This window comes from Microbulbifer maximicatervae (SeqCode) (assembly GCF_052468155.1).
The window spans coordinates 4,531,574-4,549,819 of record NZ_CP174335.1 but is presented as its reverse complement, the minus strand read 5'-3'; the positions used below and the strand labels follow the sequence as shown (position 1 = coordinate 4,549,819).

Here is an 18,246-nt window from a genome sequence, read left to right as displayed (position 1 = left end):
TTGTAGCTGAACTCTGTGACGTAGCTGTCAGCTAGGCCGGCTGCGGCGATTTAGGTAGAATTATTTTGTTACCTGGGTAAAGTTATTTTTCCGCTGGCAATCATCTCTTCGATCTTTTTACTGAGATGCTCAAATGTAAATGGTTTCTGGATGCAATCCAGTACCCCGTCAGAAATTACTTCCTGAACTTTACTATCCACGCTGTAACCGGTGGAGAGAATAGCCTTCACTTCGGGGTTAATCCGTTTTAGAAAAGCGAATAATTCTTGCCCATCCATGCCGGGCATAATCATGTCCAGCAGGACCAAATCTACTTCATCACTATATTTTCGGTAGTAAGTTATTGCCTGCTCTGCCGTCGCAAAGGTAACGACGCTATGGCCGTTCATTTCGAACAGGGCTTTAGAGTAGGTGCGGACAATTGCCTCATCGTCGACAACCATAATGCGCAATTTGCGCTCGCGAGCCAGTTTCTTGGCCTGGTAAGTTCTCTTTTTGATTGGGGGCTTGGAAATTGGCAGGTATAGCTTAAAGCTGCTGCCAATTCCCTCACGGCTCTGACATTGTATAGCGCCCTTATGTAAATGAATGGTGCCGTGCACTGCGGCAAGGCCCAGTCCAGCACCACGTCCACTTTCTTTGGTAGTGAAAAATGGTTCAAAAATACGGCGTCGCACTTCGTCAGACATGCCAGTGCCATTATCGGTAATCGTTATTAAAAGGTATTGGCCAGGCTGAATCTCAAAATCGGCGATAGAAGCCGATTTTTCTATGGTGATATTGGCTGTGACAAAGCTCAGGGAGCCACCAGAGGGCATAGCATCCTTGGCATTGATTCCGATATTTAGCAAAGCGCTCTTAAGTTGAGCAGGGTCGCCCACAATATGTGGACGATTTGCATCTAATTGCTGATCAATCTCGATTCTTCGATCAATAGTGCGGGTTAGCATCGCACAAACATCGCGAATGATTTCGTGGGTATTGCAGCTCTTAAGTTGATAATTTCCCTTGCGGGCAAAAGTGAGTAGCTGCTTGGTCAGCTCTGCGGCATGGCGGGCAGTAGTCAGTATATGGTTGGTATACTCGTTGATTCTGGCATCGGTGGAAATTTGTCGAATAACTTCAGCATAGCCATTGATCCCATGAATCATATTGTTGAAGTCGTGGGCAATACCGCCGGCAAGCTCACCGATAGCTTGCATTTTTTGAGCTTGCCGAAGCTCTTCCTCCAGCAACCGCTGCTTAGTAATATCCGAACCAATACTGAGAATTCCCGCGGGATCTCCCTTCTCATCTGAGATAATTTTATTGGTCCAGGCGATCCATACTCGCTTCCCGCACTTTGTAATGTTTTCATTAATATTGTAACGGTGTTCCTCTGGGAACTGGCAAATACGGTCTATCAATTGCCGCAGGTCACGGCCGCTCGTTTCGCTGGCGGGAACAATCGTACCAATTAAGTGCCTACCAATAATCTCGGCTTCGGTATAGCCAAATAATTGTTGAGCGTACTCGTTAAAGGATGTGATACGGCCGTGTTGATCGCATCGCATTATGATCGAGTTTGCATGCTCCACCAGCTCCCGGTAGCGCTCCTCACTTTTACGTAAGGCCTCATAGACCTGGGTTGAGTCTCTATCCGAGGTGGTAGCTGTAGATGGTGAAAGGGGAAAAATGGGCATATTACTTTCCTTGATCACCTATTTCTCCTCCTGAGTGCGGCTGCCTGTTTTTCCGCCAGAAATTCCACCATGAAGACGTACAAAAGTATATAGCTGGGGCGGCGTATTTTGACCGTGTAGACATTCTTTGCTGACTGGCTGTTATTTTTAGTTCGTATTGTTATCAAGTGTGCTTTGGTGGTACTGAGGTAACTCTCAGGTTCAGTTATGGCCCCTTGGATTGGGAGATGCTTATCTCTAAACAGTCGTTTGTGACAATTTGGATAGTGGCGCTGTCAGCACAAACTGGTAGCATTCACCGCCATATTCAAAACGATTGGATGAATGACTATGCAGCTGCAACCCCGATTTCTCGGGCGCAGTATCGCGGCTCTGTTAAGTGCCTCGCTACTGCTGTCCGCATGCGGTGAGAAGCGTGTTGACAGTGAGCCGAGATCTCTCGACTTCGCTCGTGTGGACGCCTTCCCTTCCACTTATTCTGTAACCCAGTCCCGCCCTGTGTTGATTCAGGGAGCTACCCTGCTAACCGGTACAGGGGAGCAGCAAGAAAATGCGGACCTGTTGTTTGAAAATGGCAAGATCAAGGAGATCGGTAAGGGGTTACTGGCCCCTGAAGGTGCCTTGATTGTCGATGGCAAAGGTAAGTGGGTCACTCCTGGCATTATCGATGTGCATTCTCATCTGGGTGATTATCCAGCTCCGGGGATTGAATCTGCCCAGGATGGCAATGAGATGACCTCGCCAAACACTGCCCAGGTTTGGTCGGAGCACTCTGTCTGGACCCAAGACCCCCAGTTTCCCTTGGCTCTTGCCGGAGGTGTAACAACCCTGCAAATCCTGCCGGGTTCGGCCAACTTGTTTGGCGGCCGCAGTGTCACCCTGAAAAATGTACCCGGCCGCAGTGTTCAGGATATGAAATTCCCCGGCGCTCCCTACGGCTTGAAAATGGCCTGTGGTGAAAACCCCAAGCGGGTTTACGGTGGTAAAGGTAGCTCTCCCTCAACTCGAATGGGTAACGTCGCCGGTTATCGAGATGCTTGGATTAAGGCGAGTGCCTACAAGCAGGAGTGGGAGGATTACGTTGAGAACGGAGGGGATGAGCCCAAGCGCGACCTGCAGATGGAAACTCTGGCGGGCGTACTCAATGGCGATATTCTCGTTCACAACCATTGCTACCGCGGTGAGGAAATGGCGGTGATGATGGACGTTGCCAAGGAGTTTGATTTCAAAATTTCCACTTTCCACCACGCAGTGGAAGCTTACAAGGTTGCTGACCTGCTGGCTGAAAACAATGTTTGTGCGGCAATGTGGGCTGATTGGTGGGGCTTTAAGCATGAGGCCTACGATATGACCGAGGCCAATATCGCCATTGTGGATCAAGCCAAAGCCTGCGCAATGATTCATTCGGACTCCGGTGTTGGCGTACAGCATTTGCACGAGGAGACCGCGAAGGCAATGACTGCAGGTCAGCGTGCGGGCTTCGATATTCAGCCCAAGGATGCGGTGGTTTGGATGACCTTGAACCCCGCCAAGGCTCTGGGTATTGCCGATCAAACTGGCAGCCTTGAGAGCGGCAAGATGGCGGATATCGTTGTTTGGTCCGGCAGCCCCTTCAGTGTTTACACCCATGTAGATCAAGTTTTCATCGATGGGGAATTGATGTTCGATCGCGCGGACAAGAAACGTCAGCCACGCACCGATTTCGAGTTGGGTATTCTCGATGCAGAGGGAGAGCGACTGTGAGAAAAGTAGCTGTTTATTGTGCGCTGGCCCTGGGGTTGATGTCAGCCACTGGCCAGGCAGAGACCATCCTGATCAAGGGTGGCAAGGTACACACCCTGGCGGGGCAGGGCAGCCTGGAGTCCGCAGATATTCTGGTTGTGGATGGCAAGGTCCAACAGGTGGCCCCCTCTCTGGAGGTGACTGCAGATCAGGTAATTGATGCGCGCAACAAGGTGGTGACGCCCGGTGTGATAGCGCCCATTTCTGAACTGGGGTTGGTCGAGATCAGTGCGGCTAGCGCCACCAATGATCACCAGGTGACCGGTGACAGTATCGGTAGTGCCTTCAATCCGGTACCTGCTTACAACCCTAAGTCCACCCTAATCCCATTCAACCGGGCGGGTGGAGTCACCAGTGCCGTTGTTTCACCGGGAATCAGCACTTGGGACAGCGGTGCTATCGATGCTCAGCGGATATTTGCAGGGCGCAGTTTTGCCATCAAGTTGAATGGTGAATTTGATAGCGTCGAAGCAAAGAATGTTGCGCAAAAAGCTTATCTGGGAGAGTCCGGTGGCGAGCTGGCCGGTGGCAGCCGTGCCAATGCTTATGCCAAGGTGGAGAGTGCTCTGCGTGAAGCTCAGGAGTATCGTGATAATCGCGCAGCGATTCACCGTGGAGAGTGGCGAGAGCTGGATTACGATCTGGCAGATCTGCAAGCTCTGCAGCCTGTGATCGATGGCAAGGAGCCTTTGATGGTAACTGCCAACCGGGCCAGTGATATCCTCGCGGTATTAGAACTGGGTGAAGCCTTCAAGGTGAAGCTCATTATAATCGGTGCAGCTGAGGGCTGGATGGTTGCCGATAAACTGGCGCAAGCACAAGTGCCTGTTGTGATCGATGCAATCAACAACATTCCAGCATCATTCTCAAGTTTGGGCGCACGCCTGGATAATGCTGCACTTCTGGCCAAGGCTGGGGTGACGGTAGCTATCAGTGGCCCAGATATGGTGGCTAGCCACAACGTTTACCTCTCGCGCCAATCGGCGGGCAACGCTGTAGCCCATGGTATGCCTTATGAGGAAGCGCTAAAGGCAATCAGTAGCAATGTTGCTGAGATTTTTAACCTTGAGGGCGGTACGTTGGAGAAGGGCGCGGTTGCGGATATTGTGATCTGGAGCGGTGATCCCCTGGAAGTTACCAGCTACGCTGAGCAGATCCTGATTGAGGGTGAGAATCAATCCCTGGTGAATCGCTCAACGCGCCTCAGAGATCGACACCTCAAGCCCGCAAAGGGCCATGAATTTGGTTACAAGCACTAGTATGCAAAGAGCGGGCTTCTAGCCCGCTTTTCTTTTTCCGCCTATTGATCTGAAAGGTCCATTGGCTTGTACAGGATTTGTGTGGCGGAATACTTGCTTTCGGGGATATATTCCCTGGCCAGATTGATAAGAACAAGGAAAAAACATGGCGAATATCACAGCACTCTACACCGGCCTCTGTGCGCTTCTGATTATTTACTTGGCATTCAGGGTAGTCGAGTTTCGTCGCACAAAGAAAGTGGGAATTGGAACCGGAGATGATCGTTTCAATGAGATTAGGGTGCGAGTTCACGCTAATGCGATTGAGTACACTCCGATAGCGTTGCTTCTGTTGCTGGCTGCAGAGTTGGGCGGTTTGCCTGCACTGTGGTTACACCTCTTCGGGGCGCTCTTTTTTATCTCACGGGTATTTCATGCCTATGGACTGACCAAGGGCAAAGGCGGGCTGCACTTTGGGCGCTTCTGGGGAACTTTAATCAGCTGGGTCGTTATCGTTGTGTTAGCGGTCATTAACATTGTTAATGCCGTAATTAATCTTTGAAGTTTATTGGTGAGGCTCAGTATGAGCCTCACGCAAAAAAGCCCGGTAGAACCGGGCAGAGTACAGGGATGAATCTATAAGCGTTTACTGATTGGCGGCGAGCGGAGTTACGCGATCATCTTCGCTCTCCTGCACCATGTTTTCGTCTTCTTCGAGTAGTACTTCAGGCTTCCCTTTACAGGCTTTAGCCAGGGCATCGCGGCGTTTGGCCAACAGCAGGCCGATCTCTTCGCCCACTTGCTCATCAATGCTGTCGATGTGGCGCTCAATCAGCGACGTGATATTAGCTGCGAGCTCCAGCATCTTATCGTGTTCTTCAGCGTCTTTTTTGTTGTCGAACATTGCTCCGTCTCTATCGCATTTCCAAACAGCTACTACGGCCATCGTGTGCCTCCCAATCGTCTATTAGACTGTCCACTTAGTTTGTATGCCGCTACCCTAACTGTATAAATATTCAGTGTCAACGATGGGGTGAAGAAAGGGCTCTGTGCGGTCAAAAGACCAGCAGGTGCGATGATTGGTCCGCCATTAAGCGTGAACACTGTCATAATGTGCATACAGCCAGACGCATTCCCCCCGGGGCGACTGGCTGTCTTCACATCATTTAACAGGCCCGCTTGCGGGCCTGTTTTTTATTTGGGTGTGGTGAAACTAAGGTAGTGAAGGTTTCTGCAGGCCTGTGGCTTTAGATGCTAAGGATCAGCCGGGCAGCCAGTCCTATCAGTAAGATCCCGAAAACCTGTTGGATGCGATGGCCAATATGCTTGCTCACCAGCTGGCGTTTACGGCTGGCGTGAACCGCCAGGGCAACGATGCAGTACCAAATTGCATCCACTCCTGAAACCAGCGCCGCCATGCCCAGCTTGGTGCTCAGGGCTTGCTGTTCTGACACAAACTGGCTGAATAGGGCGGTGAAAAATACGGCGATCTTGGGGTTGAAGAAGGCAACACCAAAACCTTGAGCGATAGAGCGCTTCAGGCTCTGGTGTGGAGGTTGTACGGTTGCAGTACTGGTACCCGGTGCGGGTGCACTGAGGGCTTTCCAGCCCAGGTAGACCAGCATTGCTGCACCGGCCCATTGCAGAATGTTAAATAGAAGAGGAGAGCTAGTAATCAGCACCGCCAGGCCAAATGCGGTAAGAATTGCGTATATAGCGACCCCGGCTCCGTGAGCAATAGCACTGGCCAGGCCTTGCTGTAGGCCTGAGGAGGCGCTGCGTAAGACGATAAGAAGACTCGGTCCCGGAGACATAGCGCCGAGGGCACAGATCCCCGCGAGAGATAACCAACTGAGTAAATCCATTATTTAAAGCCGCCCCCTTGAGCCAGCCATTCTTTTTCTGCTTGAGTGGAAGTGCGACCCAAAGCCGCATTGCGGTGAGGGAAGCGCCCAAATCGCTCAATGACCTCTTGATGGGCAAGGGCGTATCGATAATGAGTGTCGAGATAGGGCGAGGCAATTTTGTCTTCTGCGAAGGTTTGCTGCAACTGTCGAAAGTAGTCTACCGAGTGTTGCTGGGTCACGAGGTCTTCGCTGTGCTCTAGCGGCATGCCCAAGAATACCTGCTGGTAGAGTCCAAGATTCGGGGCTTCTTCGCGCTGAATCAGTGACATCGTAATTGCCAGTGCCAGGGAATCTGCAGCGAATGCCTGGCGGGTGCCCCGGTAAATGTTTCTGGATAATTGGTCACAAACCAGTAGCAAGGCGAGTTCGCCTTCCAAAGTTTGCCGCCAACGGTCCAGCTCTCCACGCTGCGCTGACTCGGTAATAGCTCCAAATCTTGCCTTGATGTCGGCGTCCACTTCCGGAGTAGCGGCAAACCATAAACTCTGCTTCTCCGCAGCAGTAGAGTTGCCACGAATATCAGTGCTGCCAAACCAAAAAACCAGGACATCATCAGGGGTTGTCATATCAAAGTTCTCATTCCGTGTTGTGTTCCGAGTTTATCCGATCGTTCCAGCCAAGTGACGACCAGTAGAAGGTGGTTCCAAGTGTTGGCGTAAAAAAAATTATACAGCTGCATCCAAGTGCCCCCCCCGAATCGTCATAGTGGCGTACAAGGGAAAATCGGGAGATCACAATGTTTACTGCGAGATCAACTAAAAAGGTACAATTTTGCGTCGCGCTAACTCTGGTAGTTGCGGCTTTGCAAGTGGGCCAGGTTAATGCCTCTGAGCTGACGCTTTCCCAGGATGGGATTCACCGAGAGCTCACCCAGAAAATTGATCAGCAAGTGCTTAAGAAGCTTGGCGAGTGCACTGATAAGAGTGAAAAGGTTAACCGGCTAGCTCCTGTGCGTATTGCTGAGGAAAAGGAGCCCCGAGGAGGAATGGCTTACCCCTACTCCAAGGCTCGAATGATGGTGATGTAGGTCACCCCCCCCCCAATGACGGTTCACACCACTGATAACGAAAATGATTAGAGAGTAAGTAATGAGAGCGAGAAATAAACAATCATTCCAGGCAGTCATCTGCTGTTGGGTCGCCATTGCGGTATCCAGCATAAGTATGGGCAGCTGGGCCCAGGAGGAGGACTCATTTGTTCCAGAGCCCCCGCCGGCGCCAAATGTGGAAGCCCCCGAGTCTGAAACCCGCGTGCGTATATTGCGTGAAGATGGTGTTCTCACGATCAAATCCGAAGGCGAGAATGGCGAGAAAAGTGAAGTGCGGGTTGACTTGGGACAGGACTTTGGCGGCCCCCTAAGCCAGGAAATTATTGAACGGCTGAAGAGTAAGGGCATTCTGGATGTAGACGGAAAGGTTACCGAAGATACCCTGAATAGCGTACCGGACAATGTCAGAATCAGGCTGTCGGAGAGCCGTGACTACCGGGGTGGGCACTGGGATCACCATGATTCACACCACTCTGGAAGTGATGACTCATCGGTAATCCCAATAGTAGCGCTGCTCTGTGTATTTGGTATGCCGGTATTTATTGTCTGGTTGGTAACGCGCAGCAGCTATCGCAAGAAACAACTGGTTATGAGTAATATCAACCAGATGGTTGCTGATGGTCGGGACGTGCCCCCTGAGCTAATTGATCTTTTGGATGAGAGAGAGCCAAATAGCTCCAGTGATCGTGGTATTACTTTAATCGCAATAGGCGCTGCAGTATTCCTCTCACTCTCAGCCCTTGCGGGTATTGGAGTAGGTAGTCTCGGCTTGATCCCCCTGTTTATCGGTGTGGCTCGCTATGTGAACTGGAAGCTTGATAACAAGCAGGTGTAGGAAAGGCGGGTATGGACCTCAATGACGAGGAATTAATCAGGCGGGCCGTCAAAGACGGGGACCAGCGGGCTTACGCCCAGCTGGTTCGTCGCTATCAATCTCAGCTGCGATACTCGCTCCGTCAGCTGTGTGATGGTGACCAGGGTCTGGCAGACGATATGGCGCAGGAGGCCTTCATTAAGGCCTATAAGGCGTTGCCGGCGTTCAGGGGGGATGCCCGCTTCAGCACCTGGCTGTACCGTATCGCCTATAATCTCGTCATGAGCCACAAGCGTAAGAATATGCCCGATGTGGATCAGGAGGCGGTGGATAGGGCTCAGGCCGATAAGACTATCGAGGAGTCCCGGCAGTTGGGCATGGCCCGGGATCTCACTGCCGCGATGGATACCCTGAGCGGGCCTCAACGGCAAGCAATCCATCTGTGTATGCACAGGGGCTTTTCTCATGAGGAGGCGGCAAGTATTATGAAATTGCCGCTTGGTACGGTAAAATCCCATGTCAATCGTGCTCGGGCCAAGCTGCGTAGCTTGCTACAGCCCTGGCGTGAGGAGGTGGTAAATGGTTAACTTTGAACAGCGCAACACGAAAGGTAACGCCTTGAGTGAAATGGCATTAGAGGGCAACGACCGGGAGTTTGACGCCTGGCTGAGTGAACAGCTCCAGTTCAATGAGCCCCATTTGGATAACGATGGTTTTTGTGACCGCGTGATGGCCGCGCTCCCTGCGCAGCCTAAACGCTCAAAGCGTCGGTCCAGTTATTCTCAGTACATCGCGGTAGCAGCTGCTTTAGGGATCATTGCCTGGCAGTTCCCCTTTGGTGAGGTAGTTGCTGAGATGGCCAAGCAATCCATTAGCTTGTATAGCCTGGTAGGTGTTGGACTTTTATCTTCTTTAGCGGTAATGACCGGTGGTATTTTTGCCGCACGTCGCTAACGAGGGCCTGCCTTTAGAGAAGCCCGCGCCTAAATCATGATAGGGCGGGCAGCTTCCTTTTTTACTTTGTAAACTTTCCTTTAAGTTTTAGTGGGCTCGCTTCACATTGAGAGTGTGCCTGGCCTTCGAGTAGATTTCTGTCAGCCTTTGCAGCGAGCGTGCTCTTCAGCTTGGTTGCACATCTCTTTCAATATGGCTTTCCCCGCTTCTTCATAGCCATTGTTCAGCAGGTAGTCTGCTGTCTCGACTGTGGCATCGATCCCGCTCGAAATTTCTTCAATGGTGTATGCGATATGGAGTTCCAATTCGCTAGCTGCATTTTCAGAATCGGAAATGGCATGGTGGGCTATCAAGCGTTGCAGGGTATTGGTGGGAATAACCACTTTGAAGCCAAATTTATCTGATAAATTCCGGTAGTGATTTGTCAGCCCATCAAACCCGCTTACTTTAAGTTCGTAAGTTGGCTCCCATCCAGCAAAGGTGTGTTGTAGTGCAAATTGCATAGAGTGATGTTTAGTCGTTCTGTGGGATTGCTTTGGGAATTTCTGGAAAGTAAAGGATGCGCCCTGTACATTTGCGAGAGTTTGGCTCAACTCGTCAAATGGGACTTGCATATGCTCCCCCTCGTTAGCGATGGTCACGGTCAGCGGGGAAAGCTCTTTGAGTTGTTTGGGTGCTAAATTGGAAACTCGCCCGGTTATATATTTATCCTCTAATGATGGGCTAAAAGCAAAGTACTGTGAAAATGGTGCTTTGTCGTTTAGCCAGTAGTCGAGTACGAAGCGGCCAGAGTTGGAGTGCCCAGACAAAATACTAAAATCTGCGGTTCGATAGTTTTTATTGACATAAGGCACAACTTCGTTCGCTAAGAACCGAGAAAATGCTGTCGATTTACTTTGATCTGGGCGCAACTCTTTGCCCATTCCCTCTACACCAATCACGATAAAATTGGGCACTTGGCCTTCAAGTAAATCGACAGTAGACAAAGTAGAAAGCATGTCCCACTGAGCATGTAATACGTAGAGCACAGGATATTCTTTGTTATTATCCTTATATTGTTCGGGAAGTTTCACCAAGATGGTTCGGTTTTCACCAAGAAAATCTGATTTGATTTCCGTCTTTTGTGCGAGAATAAAATCTGAAGCATTTGCTATCAGGGAACAAACACTTATCAAGGCTAAAAATAGAACTCTCATTTTCCACTCTCCATGTAGGTATTATTTTAGGGTGTAATACTAAAGTTCGGGTTAAATTAACCAGCTAAAACTGGTTGAAGAAAGCTGCTTTTGCCTGCTTGTCAGGTATTTTCAGTAGAGGGTACTCGTGTCGACGTGCGCCGATGTTTGTGCCGGAAGAAGTTGCCAATTTATTGTTATATGACTTAAATCTATTTATTGACCCTTTAGATGTCAAGTGCCTTGACTAGGAGATATGCCTTGTTGAGCGGGGGTAAGTCGAAGAAGTAGGGCCTGCAGACTTAAAGCTTAGGACAGGCTGAAGTCGGTCTGCCCTAAGTTTAACAAAATAGTAAATGCTACTTAGTTTCTATATTCTCCAGAAATTGATCGACCACTGCATTGAATTCATCGGGTCTCTCCCAAAACATCATATGCTTTCCCATATAAGCGGTAGTGGCGGAAGGGGTATTAGCTTTGATCCATTTTTCAGCCACTTCCTTAACTTCATTTCGCACCACATATAGCATAGGGATCTTCCCTTCAAGGCCGACAAGGTCTTTGCTGTAGTCGAGGTAAAAACCAGTAGCGTTGGTAATTGCGGCGACGCTGCTAGAGGTTTGATTGGCGATATTAGACACCCAGGCAATATTTTCTGCAGTGGGATTTTCAAGCATCCATTTGACGAACTCTGCAATCACATTTTCGCGATCCTCAATAACCCCCTCAGTGAATGAGCGCGAGTATCCGTCTGAATCATCATTCAGATACCAGACCCACTCGTCCCGGCTGGCCCCAGAAATATCCGGGCCAGTGTCGATCATAATCATAGCTTTTATCTTGTCAGTGCCGAACTGGTTGAGATAGGCCAGTTGCTCGGTCACTCCATAGGACCAACCCGCGAGAATCACGCTATCAAGCCCCAGCTTGTCAATCAGTGCAGCTAAGTCTCGAGCGTGTTGCTGATAAGTATGGCCCTCAACAGGCTTGGATGACATGCCCTGGCCACGGGGATCATAAGCTAGCGCGCGATACTGGGTGGAGTCCTTGAAATGGGCAAGTTGATGCTCGAAAACCTTTGTAGACATCATCCAGCCGGGAATAAAGATGATTGTCGTATCGCCATTACCCGCTTGTTCGTAGTGGATAGTGAGAGAGTTGTCGATCTTGATTCTCTCTGCTGCCACATAAGTAGAAAAAATAGACAGGATGCTAAATATAATTACCAGATGAAGAGTCTTCATGACGCAAATTAACCCAATAAAATTTCTATAACGTTTTCAGAGGAGGTTTGTAGGCGAAGGGGCTTCGGCTACCAATATTCGCTTATGCCCACATTGTACCGTGGAATTACTGCTATTAGTTGTTGCTGCAATATTGCCGGCCATATAAGCTGCACAAACGTCCGTTTTATAGGGTTGATTGCTTAAAGCCAAAGCAGGTGGGAGCTTACGGTAGTTGGTTATTATTTTTCCCGTTTGGATTGTTATAAAAATCTATATTGGGTGTGATTGCTCGGTATTTATCCAGAATTATCATAATGAAGAATAAAGGAATAAGTAACAGTACTGAGAAGTGTAGTGCAATGAATTTGGTCTCCTCTTGTATGGGCGTGGAGGAAAATATAATTACTTCGATAATAAGTAAGAAAATAAATAAAAAACATTTATTTAATTCTGATATTGAGTCAAATATTTTGGGACCCAATATCCAATACTTCCAGGATTTGTGCGCAATAGCATCTAGTAAGTAATAGAGACCGCAGGTAAAGCTAACCAATGTTGTAAGCAGTAGTTCAAATACCCAGGCGGGAGGCTTGCCTGGAGCGGGAGGCCAAGCATTCGTAACTCCAAATTCTGTAAAAGAGAGGATGGCAAAGAGACCGGTCGTCAGCAGTACAACTGGAAATCGAAACACTAAAATTACCATACAGATTGCAGCAAAGGTCTCGAATATTCTCTGGATTGGCATAAATATCTCGGCGTGATCTGCTACCCAGGCCAAGGCTCCCCGATACCAATACGGTGTATTCCCGTATTCGACATAGGAGTTAATGAGACCTCGGTACCCTTCTACAGTAAACCAATTTAATAGCCCATCCTCAAAAACCTGAAAGACTAACATTACCCCGATGGTGAGGGTAAAAAGATCAATCCATCGCCCTACTATCGGAGTCGAATCCTGTTTGGGGGGAGTATTTCGATACTTGTCTAAATACTTTGAAGCTATTGATAAAATGGCAATGGTAGTGCTGGATAGGGCGCTTACAGTGAATACGTAATCGCCACCATTGCGTGACATAACAAAGACCCCAAATAAGAGAGCTGATGCTATAACAATCGAACAGCTCCAGGTTAATAGGCTTACTCTCGGCGCTATCACCGCACCTAAAAGCCGAGAACGAAAATTGTATTGAGAGTCTTTGTGGAGCTTGTAAATACTAACTGCCAGGATTAAGGCAAATAACGCAGGTGACAAAAACTCGAAGTACCAGCTGTTTTCTCCCATGTAGGTCAACCCCCACAGCAAGATAAAGCCGAAAAACATCAGTGTCGCGCCCAAAACAATAAAAAGACGTAATATCAAGAGGGTTCCAGCAAGTAATAGTGCCAGGTGGAGCGTATAGGTCACAAAAACTGAGTGGGGGATAAGGTAGCTGGCCAGTGATTTGACAAGTGCAGGTGTGCCCTTAATCTGTACAAGCTGATGTAATGAACTTGCGAAGACATCCGGCGCCATTTGCCCATTAAAATAGCGCATAATAACTAACTGGATACAGGCTGCGCCCAAGAAGAGGCTGATAATGGCTAGCCAAGTAGTTTGATGTGTGGCGCTTCTTGCTTGCTCAGTACTTAAGTGTAGGCTGGATATAAGCATGTATCTTATCCGAGGCCCTTTAAGATTGATTGCCTTATTAGTGATTATGGCAAATTAGGTAAATAACTTACAAATTTTCGCCGTGTTGATGCTGTAGTAACTACAAGGCTGGCTACAGCCAACCTTGTAATCGATGAGTTGATAAGAAAGTTCTAAAGCGACATTTGGTGACAGCTTTAATTAGGGTTTCTCCACTCTGCAGCCAGGTCAATTGCTTGCTGCAAGATTGGCCATTCCAACAGACTTTGCTGGTATTTGGTAGCTCTCTCGCTTAATGAGATATTATAAACATATAGTCTATAAGCAAGTATTGCGTAAAATGCGTCTACAGCCCCAGCAGAGCCGAACATGAAGGGCAGTTTTGCTTTCGAGAAAATATCTTCAATCCTTTTTAACTCAGCCTGAATTCCAGGGTTCATATCCGGGGAGGAGTTGCTTTTATCTAAAGTGAAAGGGCAGTTGCTTCTTAAGGCGATGAAACCGGAGTGAAGTTCAGCACATAGGCTTCTTGATTGTGCTCGCTCAATATTTGATGAAGGGTACAAGATGCCTTTGGAGAGCTCATTAAAATACTCAGCGATTGCCAGTGAATCATGAATGTAAGTATCTTCAAGCAACAATACAGGTACAAGTCCAGCTTGGGAATATTTAAGTACCTCGTTTTTGTAGTTAGGGCTGGAGAGGTCTATGGCTTTGATCTCAATGTCAAGGCCTGCGATTTGGGCGCATATCCAGACTCTTAAGGACCAGGTGGAATCAGTGCCTGTGATTAATTTCAAAACATGTACTCCTTTTTGGTGTTGCTGAAGAAAGTGGCAGGGTATTCAAGAGTATCCGAGAAGCTATATGTTACCTCCCTTCGCGATATTTAGAATAGAGTATACAGAATCTAGTGTTTAAATATTATACCGAGACTTTCATGCTGACTGAAAATTTAAGGGTGAATTTAGAGGTAGCATTAATTAGTCAGATAGCTTTTTCAGTAGTTCAATAATATTAGGTTTTTCATCTGTTTTTCTCATAAAATACTGAAGGTATACCTTGTTTAAGTTTGGACCTCTCAGCAGAAAGATAAATTCTTCGCCTAATGATGACTCTTGAATATTGCCGAGTTGATAGTGCCACATTTCCCAAAGTTCTACGTAAAAATCCGGGGGGCATGATCAAGGTTGCTTTTAATTACACCATTTGGCATCAATTTAACATGGAGTCTAATCTTATTTCCTGCGAAAGGACTGGTTCTCTCATCTGGGTTGAAGGTGATTTCTCCGCTTGAGGTGGTCATGTCTACCTTTTGAACCAGAACCTGCAGAACGTGATCGGTGCTTTCTAGAAGCTGTTCTAGTGTTGCAGGCTCTATAGATGTTCCATTTGCATAGCTAGAAAATAGTAGAAAGAAAATCAGCTTTTTCATGAGTATTATCTATTTTTGTAGGTTATACCAGGCGCAATATTGATTGCCTAGGGTAGAGCTTTTTAATAGCTGTTTTCGTCAGTAATGTTAGTATTTTTGTCTGGTTTCGATGGTTTTTCTATTCTAGTCAGAATATAGAGAGTCAATTCACAGGCCGCTACTTACTTGTGCCTTATTACTCAGCGGTAGTTCAATAATGGCCAATCACACCATTGTTTACAAGGAGGTATCTCTATATTTTGGTGTTAAATCCTTTTTGAATCGAATTTCGGTGTTTGCTAAATTTAAGCTGGTCCACTAGTTGTTAATAGGATCTTACTATGTGTCCGTATGGGTTGATAATTATGCTGGCTTATTCTGTTTAAGGATCTGAGGTGTGGTTTTTAAAATTAATTTTCAGAATTGTTTATTTTAATATATTTAAAGGTGGGCGACTTTCTTTAATGCGGCTGCTATTTTTCACAAAATATGGACGTCTATAGGAGGAGAGAGTGAGAAACTGCTGCGGACCTGAATAATCAAGCCCGCTTGCTCCAATGGATCACTTAAATGGTTTCAAACGTTTTGTAAGGTGCTTGCGGATATCTTTCATCGACTTTTCCGCAGTCTTGTGCCCTGCATTTATAGCAATTAGAAAAATTATGTCATGCTTGGGCATGATGCGCACATCAGTAAACCAATATCCATTACTGCCAGTATGCGCAAGAAGTGATAACTCAGAGTCGTACACTGCGCCCCACCCGAGAGCGTAATTGCCTGTCACCGGTGAATGTAACTTACGATAGGTTTCAGTCTTTAGCAATTTACCGCGACCATGTACGCCATTGAGTTGATCTTCTAAAAAAAGAGTCCAATCCTGGAGTGATATATTGATAGTTCCTGCGGGACCCATTACTTGTGGGTTATCACTATTTTTGTCGGCAGGATCTAGCGGGGTGAGCTTGCCCAGCCAGGATTTTTTATGGCCACGTGGTTGATCTAATGTGGTCGAAGAGCCGGGAGCTGCAAAACCCGCATTCTTGATACCAAGTGGAGCAAAGATCTGCTCCTTGATGAGATCTTCCCAGGTCTTGTCTGTTCGAGCTTCGGCGATAGCCCCAGCAATGATAAAGCCGAGATTGGAATATTCAGCTGAGCCAGCCTCGGAGCTGGGAGGTACAGTGAGGTAATGGCGTGCGACTGCCATGCGTTGCGCTCGAATACTGTGTTCCGGCTCGATTACTTTCATTAATGTAGGAAGCTCATACCAGCTGGATAAAGGGGGTAGGCCGGCAGTGTGACTGAGCAATTGTGTGATCGTAATATTACGGTAAGCGGGGTCTATATCTTTTGCAAAAGAGGGAAATGAGTCAGCTAGTGTATCCTCAAATTGTAATATACCCTGCTCGACTAAGCGCGCTACCATTGTCGCCGTAATCGCTTTGGTGTTAGATCCTATGTGCCAGCGATCATTAATAGTTACTATTTTATTATGGCCCTGTGCGCGAACTCCGTCTACCGCCATGGCAGCGATTTCGCCATCGATTTGAACTAGTACACCGACTGCTGGAAGGTTGTTGCTATCTCGGGCATTAGTAAGTATTTGTTCGAGAAACTCTTGTAACGAATCGTCGGCATGTGCGATAAAGGGTGACGTTAGAAGTGTGACTGCCAGGAGAATCCTCGGTAGAGTTTTATTAAATCCTATATACATTTTAATAAGCCCGAATGAATATTTAAAGCAAGTGCTGGATCTGTGTTTATACAGATATTTTATGTCGATTGGTATACTCTGAGGCTTCGATGTAATGGAGGGCTTTGGTACATTATTACCAAATGGTTGTTTTAAATATTGTTCATAATTATTTTCGGGTAAGTACTAGAGAAAGGTGTTTTGTGAGGTCTTTCTGCTCGAAGAATTATAGATTATAACAGCCACCAGATCATCGTATTGATCTGAACATCCTTTGTTCAATTTCAAGTCAACTTTGATATCCCTTAGTAATGATCTTTCCTTTCTTTAGGGCGTTGATTGGAATATATGCTAACAGCATTTTCTCAATAATCTTTCTTTTGGAATTTGATTCTTTAGTATATGCGACCTAGGAAGGCTATATTTATTATCTATTAGAAATGGCGCCATTATGAGAGAAGCCCGTCAGCAATTTGTGTAGGTGGTGATTGCTGACGGAAAATGAAAGTTTGGATTATGGCTGAGTTTATCATCTGGGATCAGATGCATGTTAAACATTACAAAAGCAAGAGCTTTTGGGATTTCTAGATAGCAAGATTTCGAGCTCGAAAAATTCTGTCGCGAGGAACAAACTGAATGTGTAGGTCTCGAGAAACATTCGGTGCACTGATATGGGAATAATCTCCGGTAGCTGTAAATTTATACATTTGTAAGTTCCGTCCGGCAATATACCTTCCCAATCCCCAGTACCCCTGATAGTTAATGGCTTGATCATCGGGGATTTGGTTTGAAAGAGCGCTTATAGTACGAGCAACACGTCGGCCTCCAATCATGTTTCTTCCCATTCTTAACCCTGTGACATGCGCAGAACCTATAGGGATTATTCCTCCTGGGCGTCCGCCTATGTTAAAGTGGTGAATAATTCTTCTTGCTATTCCCTTTTGACGTTTTTCTGAAGATTTCCACTCTCCATTTCCTCTCCATGAATCCACACAGGCTATATCCCAACTTTTCCGAGAAGCTATATTGATTAATAGCGCTGATGTTTCAGTGTCAGTTACGCCACCCGCGAAATAGTCTTTTATCCTATTGGGGTAAGCGGAGAGAGTTCCTGCAGCTTTTATTTCATGCGGTGCTTCGACGAACAATGAGTGAGGCTGATCGCTATTATCAGCTATCGCTTCAGCTGCAAAGGAGAAACCGTGAGGTACATCATTATGCGGCTCTTGGACAATCACTAGCCCTCCGGCTTGCAATGTGGCGCGAACACGAGCCTTTGCGTCTTGCAGGGTTATATTGTTTACTGGCATTTTATATCTCCATCTTACTATAGGACGACTGGTTTAGCGTCGAATGTGCTCGGTGTATTTCTCGTCGAGTAGAACCTTTTTATTTGGCTTGGACACAACTGCAAAAGCAGGAGTTATCATATTTCAGTTTTTGTAATGCATGTATTGCTAATCAAGTTACTCTTCATGAAAGTTGGGTTCAAGAAATAAATGCAACACCTTTCCAAATTTTGTCTTAGTTTGTGAGTTATTTCTTTCGGGGTGTTTATTGCTCTGGGGTTTGTATCCTTTGTGAGGTAGGTTCCCTTTTAATATCCTGTAGTGTGGTTTTTATTAATATTGGCAATTTTAGAGATGGTCGTATCGAGTATGATTTCTAGGGTAGATTTTTTGG

Annotated in this window: 18 protein-coding genes; 7 read left to right on the top strand and 11 right to left on the bottom strand. The window is 47.1% G+C overall.

Annotation, left to right across the window (positions count from 1 at the left end; genetic code table 11):
• Positions 1 to 68: 68 nt before the first annotated feature.
• The gene (locus ACJJIY_RS19425; protein WP_444896735.1) at positions 69 to 1,700 is read right to left on the bottom strand and encodes a hybrid sensor histidine kinase/response regulator; all 1,632 of its coding nucleotides are present in this window, start codon (positions 1,698 to 1,700) and stop codon (positions 69 to 71) included.
• A gap of 312 nt (positions 1,701 to 2,012) precedes the next feature.
• Between ACJJIY_RS19425 and ACJJIY_RS19420 the strand changes: the two genes are divergently transcribed.
• The 3 genes from ACJJIY_RS19420 (at position 2,013) to ACJJIY_RS19410 (ending at position 5,264) form a co-directional block, all read left to right on the top strand.
• Positions 2,013 to 3,425 (top strand): amidohydrolase, encoded by a 1,413-nt coding sequence (locus tag ACJJIY_RS19420; RefSeq protein ID WP_444905736.1) that lies wholly within the window; start codon positions 2,013 to 2,015, stop codon positions 3,423 to 3,425.
• Positions 3,422 to 4,723 (top strand): amidohydrolase family protein, encoded by a 1,302-nt coding sequence (locus tag ACJJIY_RS19415; RefSeq protein WP_444896737.1) that lies wholly within the window; start codon positions 3,422 to 3,424, stop codon positions 4,721 to 4,723. Before ACJJIY_RS19420 ends, ACJJIY_RS19415 begins: the two co-directional genes overlap by 4 nt.
• A 145-nt stretch (positions 4,724 to 4,868) precedes the next feature.
• Positions 4,869 to 5,264 (top strand): MAPEG family protein, encoded by a 396-nt coding sequence (locus ACJJIY_RS19410; protein WP_108732703.1) that lies wholly within the window; start codon positions 4,869 to 4,871, stop codon positions 5,262 to 5,264.
• An 84-nt stretch (positions 5,265 to 5,348) separates the two neighbouring features.
• On the opposite strand, the gene ACJJIY_RS19405 is transcribed toward ACJJIY_RS19410, so the two are convergent.
• From ACJJIY_RS19405 to ACJJIY_RS19395, 3 genes are all read right to left on the bottom strand, one after another.
• Complete coding sequence (locus tag ACJJIY_RS19405; protein ID WP_108732704.1) at positions 5,349 to 5,648, bottom strand: YebG family protein; 300 nt, start codon at positions 5,646 to 5,648, stop codon at positions 5,349 to 5,351.
• Positions 5,649 to 5,949: 301 nt separating this feature from the next.
• Positions 5,950 to 6,567, bottom strand: a complete 618-nt coding sequence (locus tag ACJJIY_RS19400; RefSeq protein ID WP_282933387.1) for a LysE family translocator — start codon at positions 6,565 to 6,567, stop codon at positions 5,950 to 5,952.
• A complete protein-coding gene (locus ACJJIY_RS19395; protein WP_444916122.1) occupies positions 6,567 to 7,175 on the bottom strand; it encodes a DUF924 family protein in 609 nt (202 codons plus the stop codon). Before ACJJIY_RS19395 ends, ACJJIY_RS19400 begins: the two co-directional genes overlap by 1 nt.
• A gap of 170 nt (positions 7,176 to 7,345) precedes the next feature.
• On the opposite strand from ACJJIY_RS19395, the gene ACJJIY_RS19390 reads away from it, so the two are divergent.
• The 4 genes from ACJJIY_RS19390 to ACJJIY_RS19375 all read left to right on the top strand — a co-directional run bounded on the left by ACJJIY_RS19390 (position 7,346) and on the right by ACJJIY_RS19375 (position 9,425).
• Positions 7,346 to 7,636, top strand: a complete 291-nt coding sequence (locus ACJJIY_RS19390) for a hypothetical protein (RefSeq protein WP_444916123.1) — start codon at positions 7,346 to 7,348, stop codon at positions 7,634 to 7,636.
• A gap of 61 nt (positions 7,637 to 7,697) precedes the next feature.
• Entirely contained in the window at positions 7,698 to 8,492 is a 795-nt protein-coding gene (locus ACJJIY_RS19385; protein ID WP_445358652.1) for a DUF6249 domain-containing protein, read from the top strand.
• 11 nt (positions 8,493 to 8,503) lie between these two features.
• A complete protein-coding gene (locus ACJJIY_RS19380) occupies positions 8,504 to 9,058 on the top strand; it encodes a sigma-70 family RNA polymerase sigma factor (RefSeq protein ID WP_445358651.1) in 555 nt (184 codons plus the stop codon).
• Positions 9,051 to 9,425: a hypothetical protein gene (locus tag ACJJIY_RS19375; RefSeq protein ID WP_445358650.1), complete on the top strand. Its 375-nt coding sequence runs from the start codon at positions 9,051 to 9,053 to the stop codon at positions 9,423 to 9,425. The genes ACJJIY_RS19380 and ACJJIY_RS19375 overlap by 8 nt, the downstream gene beginning before the upstream one ends.
• A gap of 140 nt (positions 9,426 to 9,565) precedes the next feature.
• On the opposite strand, the gene ACJJIY_RS19370 is transcribed toward ACJJIY_RS19375, so the two are convergent.
• The 7 genes from ACJJIY_RS19370 to ACJJIY_RS19340 all read right to left on the bottom strand — a co-directional run bounded on the left by ACJJIY_RS19370 (position 9,566) and on the right by ACJJIY_RS19340 (position 17,873).
• Positions 9,566 to 10,621, bottom strand: coding sequence for an alpha/beta hydrolase (locus ACJJIY_RS19370; RefSeq protein ID WP_445358649.1), 1,056 nt, complete (start codon positions 10,619 to 10,621; stop codon positions 9,566 to 9,568).
• 338 nt (positions 10,622 to 10,959) lie between these two features.
• On the bottom strand, positions 10,960 to 11,844 hold the full coding sequence (locus ACJJIY_RS19365; protein WP_445358648.1) for an alpha/beta fold hydrolase: 885 nt from the start codon (positions 11,842 to 11,844) through the stop codon (positions 10,960 to 10,962).
• Between the two features lie 205 nt (positions 11,845 to 12,049).
• A complete protein-coding gene (locus tag ACJJIY_RS19360) occupies positions 12,050 to 13,477 on the bottom strand; it encodes a hypothetical protein (RefSeq protein WP_445358647.1) in 1,428 nt (475 codons plus the stop codon).
• Positions 13,478 to 13,653: 176 nt separating this feature from the next.
• Positions 13,654 to 14,256 (bottom strand): glutathione S-transferase N-terminal domain-containing protein, encoded by a 603-nt coding sequence (locus tag ACJJIY_RS19355; protein ID WP_444932778.1) that lies wholly within the window; start codon positions 14,254 to 14,256, stop codon positions 13,654 to 13,656.
• A gap of 359 nt (positions 14,257 to 14,615) precedes the next feature.
• Complete coding sequence (locus ACJJIY_RS19350; protein ID WP_445358646.1) at positions 14,616 to 14,891, bottom strand: hypothetical protein; 276 nt, start codon at positions 14,889 to 14,891, stop codon at positions 14,616 to 14,618.
• 541 nt (positions 14,892 to 15,432) lie between these two features.
• Entirely contained in the window at positions 15,433 to 16,584 is a 1,152-nt protein-coding gene (locus ACJJIY_RS19345) for a serine hydrolase domain-containing protein (RefSeq protein ID WP_445358645.1), read from the bottom strand.
• Between the two features lie 563 nt (positions 16,585 to 17,147).
• On the bottom strand, positions 17,148 to 17,873 hold the full coding sequence (locus ACJJIY_RS19340) for a hypothetical protein (protein WP_445358644.1): 726 nt from the start codon (positions 17,871 to 17,873) through the stop codon (positions 17,148 to 17,150).
• Positions 17,874 to 18,246: the final 373 nt, after the last annotated feature.

Bases quoted from the DNA above. Each gene is read 5' to 3' on its own strand.
- ACJJIY_RS19400 (WP_282933387.1), bottom strand. From the start codon at position 6,567: ATGGATTTACTCAGTTGGTTATCTCTCGCGGGGATCTGTGCCCTCGGC.
- ACJJIY_RS19345 (WP_445358645.1), bottom strand. From the start codon at position 16,584: ATGTATATAGGATTTAATAAAACTCTACCGAGGATTCTCCTGGCAGTC.
- ACJJIY_RS19380 (WP_445358651.1), top strand. From the start codon at position 8,504: ATGGACCTCAATGACGAGGAATTAATCAGGCGGGCCGTCAAAGACGGG.
- ACJJIY_RS19350 (WP_445358646.1), bottom strand. From the start codon at position 14,891: ATGAAAAAGCTGATTTTCTTTCTACTATTTTCTAGCTATGCAAATGGA.
- ACJJIY_RS19340 (WP_445358644.1), bottom strand. From the start codon at position 17,873: ATGCCAGTAAACAATATAACCCTGCAAGACGCAAAGGCTCGTGTTCGC.
- ACJJIY_RS19390 (WP_444916123.1), top strand. From the start codon at position 7,346: ATGTTTACTGCGAGATCAACTAAAAAGGTACAATTTTGCGTCGCGCTA.
- ACJJIY_RS19370 (WP_445358649.1), bottom strand. From the start codon at position 10,621: ATGAGAGTTCTATTTTTAGCCTTGATAAGTGTTTGTTCCCTGATAGCA.
- ACJJIY_RS19385 (WP_445358652.1), top strand. From the start codon at position 7,698: ATGAGAGCGAGAAATAAACAATCATTCCAGGCAGTCATCTGCTGTTGG.
- ACJJIY_RS19410 (WP_108732703.1), top strand. From the start codon at position 4,869: ATGGCGAATATCACAGCACTCTACACCGGCCTCTGTGCGCTTCTGATT.
- ACJJIY_RS19395 (WP_444916122.1), bottom strand. From the start codon at position 7,175: ATGACAACCCCTGATGATGTCCTGGTTTTTTGGTTTGGCAGCACTGAT.
- ACJJIY_RS19365 (WP_445358648.1), bottom strand. From the start codon at position 11,844: ATGAAGACTCTTCATCTGGTAATTATATTTAGCATCCTGTCTATTTTT.
- ACJJIY_RS19420 (WP_444905736.1), top strand. From the start codon at position 2,013: ATGCAGCTGCAACCCCGATTTCTCGGGCGCAGTATCGCGGCTCTGTTA.
- ACJJIY_RS19360 (WP_445358647.1), bottom strand. From the start codon at position 13,477: ATGCTTATATCCAGCCTACACTTAAGTACTGAGCAAGCAAGAAGCGCC.
- ACJJIY_RS19405 (WP_108732704.1), bottom strand. From the start codon at position 5,648: ATGGCCGTAGTAGCTGTTTGGAAATGCGATAGAGACGGAGCAATGTTC.
- ACJJIY_RS19375 (WP_445358650.1), top strand. From the start codon at position 9,051: ATGGTTAACTTTGAACAGCGCAACACGAAAGGTAACGCCTTGAGTGAA.